The 4474-nt window shown below is 65.1% G+C and carries 3 protein-coding genes and 1 pseudogene; 3 read left to right on the plus strand and 1 reads right to left on the minus strand.

Features of this window, described 5'->3' with window-relative positions:
• The coding region (locus tag ACIQ67_RS19830; RefSeq protein WP_397536097.1) for a UDP-N-acetylglucosamine-peptide N-acetylglucosaminyltransferase at positions 1–1347 on the plus strand (1347 nt) is incomplete at its 5' end.
• Positions 1348–1585: 238 nt separating this feature from the next.
• Here ACIQ67_RS19830 and ACIQ67_RS19835 read toward each other — a convergent pair.
• Positions 1586–2098 carry a hypothetical protein gene (locus ACIQ67_RS19835; protein ID WP_397536098.1) on the minus strand — a complete coding sequence of 171 codons (513 nt, stop codon included), beginning with the start codon at positions 2096–2098 and terminating at the stop codon, positions 1586–1588.
• A 726-nt stretch (positions 2099–2824) separates the two neighbouring features.
• Here ACIQ67_RS19835 and ACIQ67_RS19840 point away from each other — a divergent pair.
• Both ACIQ67_RS19840 and ACIQ67_RS19845 read left to right on the plus strand, forming a co-directional pair.
• Positions 2825–3664, plus strand: a complete 840-nt coding sequence (locus ACIQ67_RS19840) for a flagellin (protein WP_397536099.1) — start codon at positions 2825–2827, stop codon at positions 3662–3664.
• Positions 3665–4043: 379 nt separating this feature from the next.
• Positions 4044–4474: pseudogene (locus ACIQ67_RS19845) on the plus strand (flagellin FliC); the annotation flags it as partial.

Below are 4474 nucleotides of genomic sequence, written 5' to 3' on the forward strand. Positions count from 1 at the left end.
GAGCAGCACAGCGCACGTTGGCTGCAGCACGACAGCGATCTGCAAGCCCTGCATCAGGCACTGGCGGCAAAGACGGAGGACGCCGCCGACGAGTTCTGCGTGCCCTTCGCCTTGATCGGCGTGCCACACAGTCCGGCCGAACTTCTCAAGTCCGCGCGCATCAGCAGCCGCTTCCTCAGCCGCGGATTGCAGCCGCTGCCGCCACGGGCCGCGCAGCCGGCCGAGGGGTGCCGCCTGCGCATCGGCTATCTGTCGGCTGATTTCCACGAGCACGCCACGGCCGCGCTGCTGGTTGAAGTGCTGGAGTCGCGCAACCGCGAGCGTTTCGAGGTGCTGCTTTTTTCGCACGGGCCTGACGACGGCTCGGCGCTGCGTGCGCGTATCACTGCCGCCTGTGATCGCTTCATCGACATCAGCACGCTGGACCTGCACGGCACAGCCCAGGCCATCCGCACGGCCGAGGTCGACATCCTGGTGGAACTGAAAGGACACACCGCCGACAGCCGTCTGGCAGCCCTGGCCTGCCGACCGGCGCCAGTGCAGGTGGCCTGGCTGGGATTCCCCGGCCCCTGCGGCCTGGATGCAGTGGACTACATCATCGGTGACCCCATCGTCACGCCGCTCTCGCATGCCAGCCACTACGGCGAGCGGATCGCCCAGCTACCGCGCTGCTACCAGCCCAACGACGGCCGGCGTGCGCGCCTGGCGCCACCGCCACGGGTCACGCTCGGCCTGCCCGAAGACGCGCTGGTCTTGCTGAGTGCCAACCAGGTCTACAAGCTGACACCAGCGCTGTTCGATGCCTGGATGCAGATCCTGCAGCAGCTGCCGGAGGCAGTGCTGTGGCAGCTCAGTGGCAGCGAGCAGGCGGACGCGCGGCTGCGCGCCGAAGCACAGGCGCGCGGCATCGCCGCGGAACGCCTGGTGTTCGCACCCAAGGTGCCGATGGCCGAGCATCTGCAGCGCCTGGGCGCGGCCGATCTGGCGCTGGACAGCTGGCCCTGCAACGGCCACACCACCACCAGCGATGCGCTCTCGGCAGGAGTGCCGGTGCTGACATTGATGGGCGAAGGCTTCAGTGAACGGGTGGCCGCCAGCCTGCTGCACACAGCCGGCCTGGACGAACTAATCTGCCAGGACGTGGCCGGCTATATCGCCACCGCATGCCGGCTCGGCCGTGACGCGCAGGCCCGCGCTGAACTGCGGGAGCGCCTGCCTTCTGCGCTGGCGCCCCTGCTTGACGCCGCCCGACTGGCGCGCGAGTTGGAGGCGCTGTACCTGCGTATGTGGGACAGGGCAGCGGCCGGGCTGCCGCCCACAGCCTTGCCGGCCGCATCAGCGACCTAGCCCGCAGTGTCGGACTGACAAGCGCTTGGCTTGGACTGCGGCGGGCCTTGAAGCCGCGCCAGCGCCAGCGTGAGGGTGAAGCGTGCTGGCACAAGCGCCTGCAGCGCTGTTTCGGTTCTCCACCGAAGACAGCGCGCAGCTCAGACCCAGCAATGAAGAGACGGGAACTGCCAGGTCCGGCCGCAGGCTGGGTCCGCAACCCAGCCGCCAGCAAGCACGGCTCGCCGAGGCTCAGGCCTCAGGCGGCGGCTTGCACGACCGGCGCGACCAGCGCCTGCAGGCGCTGCAGTTCGACCTGCACCAGCGGCTGAAGATCCGGCGCCTCAGCCATCAGGTTTTGCAGCGCCTCGCCCTGCCCGAGCTGGCTCAAGGCTGCGATCGCTTCTTCATGGCGACCCAGGCCCGCCAGCGCAAAGCCCAGCGAGTAGAGGCTGGCGCCATGGGTGGGACGTACCCCCAGCGCATGCTGAGCGAATTCGATCGAGTGTTCCAGCTCGCCTGCGCTCAGCAACAGGGCTGCCATATCGCTCAGCAGATCGTGGTTCAGCGGCTCGTGATGCAGCGCATCCATTAGCAACTGCAGGCCGTGGCCGAGTCGGCCCTGGCTGGCTTCGGCATAGGCCGCATTGCGAGCCGCATGCAGCAAGGCTGCCGCATCCTGGCTGATCTCGGCCGCGCTGGGTTGCGCAGCATGGCCCATGGACAACATCGGATTCGATGCCTGGGCTGCGACATGCGTCATGGCTTGCATAAGTCTCTCCAAAGTGTGGTTGGCCGATTCATCCTGGCACCCGCCCCAGGCACTGCGTGTGTCCTGCAGGGCCGTTGCCTGATTCCTCAGCGTGCACGCAGTGCGCGCGTATCGACCACGGTGAAGCGAACTTTAGGGAGACGGCCCGACCGCATTCGGAAGAAAAGCGCCGGTTTGCCGCCACTTCTCCAAGGCTCCTCTGCGCTGGCCCGGCCGAAATCAAGAGCATGGCCCGGCAGCACCGGAGCGCCGCACAAGCGCCCTCCACTGCCGGTCTGTTTCAGCAAACCCCAGACAAGGACACGCCCCCGACCCGACAAGCTTTCAGCCCCGCCCCGCAAAGGCGCTGACCCCGGCCTCGACGCACGCCCCTCCCCTCGCGGGAAAAGCGATCCGAAGAGAAGACCCAGGACTCAGCCGCTTTTCAAAAGATCGAGCCTATTGACAAACAGCGCTTAAGTTCCGACTTGCGCTGTCCGATACCCATTCCAACGGGTCTGGAAACAGACACGTGGTCCGGAAGATAGGCCAAGCAGGGGCGCCCCACACGGGGCTCTGAAGCTCAAGGGTTGATTCCACCGGGCGGTGCGATGCCGAGGCCGCGAGGCCAAGACGTCGCGTCACGGGCGCCTCTTGCAGGTACCCGATTCACGTCGGAACCGAAGACCGGGTGGCAACACCCGGGGCAGAGGCCGGAAGTCTTTGTAGCTGAAACAGGAGCACATCATGCCCGCCATCATCAACACCAACATCAACTCGCTGAACGCCCAGCGCAACATCACCACCTCGCAGGCCGCGGTCTCCACCGCCATGCAACGCCTGTCCTCCGGCTTGCGCGTCAATTCCTCCAAGGACGACGCCGCAGGTCTGGCCATCGCCGAACGCATGAGCACCCAGGTGCGCGGCATGAACGTTGCGATCCGCAACGCCAATGACGGCATCTCGCTGGCGCAGACCGCTGAAGGCGCGCTGTCCAAGGTCGGCGACGCGCTGCAGCGCATGCGCGAACTGGCAGTGCAGGGCCGAAATGCCACCAACACCACCTCCGACCTGGACTCGCTGGGCAAGGAATTCGTCGAACTGCAGAAGGAAATCACCCGCGTCACCGGCGGCACGACCTTCAACGGCCGCGCCATCCTGGCCGGCGCCGCTGGAACGCAGAACTTCCAGATCGGTGCCAACACCACGACCAATGACGTCGTGGAACTGGTCACCAAGGACATGACCACCGATGCCGATCTGAAGGCCGTGACGGACGACAAGTTCGACAAGGATTCGACCGCAGGAACGCTGAAGACCACGATCGACCAGATTGACAAGGCCATCGACACGGTCAACTCCGAGCGCGCTGTGCTGGGCGCATCGCAGAACCGCTTCGACGCCGTGATCTCTAACCTGATGGTCTCGGTGGAAAACCAGAGTGCAGCACGCAGCCGCATCATGGACGCCGACTTCGCCGCCGAGACCGCGAACATGAGCCGCGCGCAGATCCTGCAGCAGGCCGGCACCGCGATGATCGCCCAGGCCAATCAGATGCCGCAGAACGTTCTGTCGCTTCTTCGATGACCCTGGGCCAGCCCAGCTGGCCCCGACCGCAACCGTAGCAAACGCGGAAGTCGTCATTCCGCCAGCTCAAGCACCGTAAGGCGCCGCCCCTTCAAAACGAAGGGACGGCGTCCTTTTCAACAGAAAGGATTTAAGTCAATCCAGGTGTCGTCGATAACAAACCCAACGGGTCCCAAATGTTTTGAGGACTGCGTAGTCCGGTCAGCCGGCTGGTGCTGTGGCAGCGATGTCCACTGTGCAAGCAGGACGCGGACGGTTTGAAGCCAAGGCTCGAAAAGGCCCTCGCTTCTCTGGCAAGAGGGCTCGCAAGAGTCATCAAGTTATCGACCGTATAGACCGGACACAACCGGAACTCTTCAGACACCGAAAGGATTGAATCATGCCCGCCATCATCAACACCAATCTGGCCTCCCTGAATGCACAGCGCAATATGGCTGGCTCGCAGATCTCGCTGGCCACCTCGATGCAGCGCCTTTCCTCCGGCATGCGCGTCAACTCCGCCAAGGACGACGCCGCCGGCCTGGCCATCGCCGAACGCATGAGCACCCAGGTTCGCGGCATGAATGTCGCGATCCGCAATGCCAATGACGGTATCTCGCTGGCGCAGACCGCTGAAGGCGCGCTGTCCAAGGTCGGCGATGCGCTGCAGCGCATGCGTGAACTGGCCGTGCAGGGCCGCAATGCCACCAACACCTCGTCCGACCTGGCCTCGCTGAGCAAGGAGTTTGGCGAGCTGGCCAAGGAAATCACCCGCGTTACCGGCGGCACGACCTTCAACGGCAAGGCCATCCTGAACGACGCCTCGGGCAC

The organism is Roseateles sp. (assembly GCF_044373315.1).
Taxonomy (GTDB): domain Bacteria; phylum Pseudomonadota; class Gammaproteobacteria; order Burkholderiales; family Burkholderiaceae_C; genus JACDQM01.

Bases quoted from the DNA above. Each gene is read 5' to 3' on its own strand.
- ACIQ67_RS19835 (WP_397536098.1), bottom strand. From the start codon at position 2,098: ATGCAAGCCATGACGCATGTCGCAGCCCAGGCATCGAATCCGATGTTG.
- ACIQ67_RS19840 (WP_397536099.1), top strand. From the start codon at position 2,825: ATGCCCGCCATCATCAACACCAACATCAACTCGCTGAACGCCCAGCGC.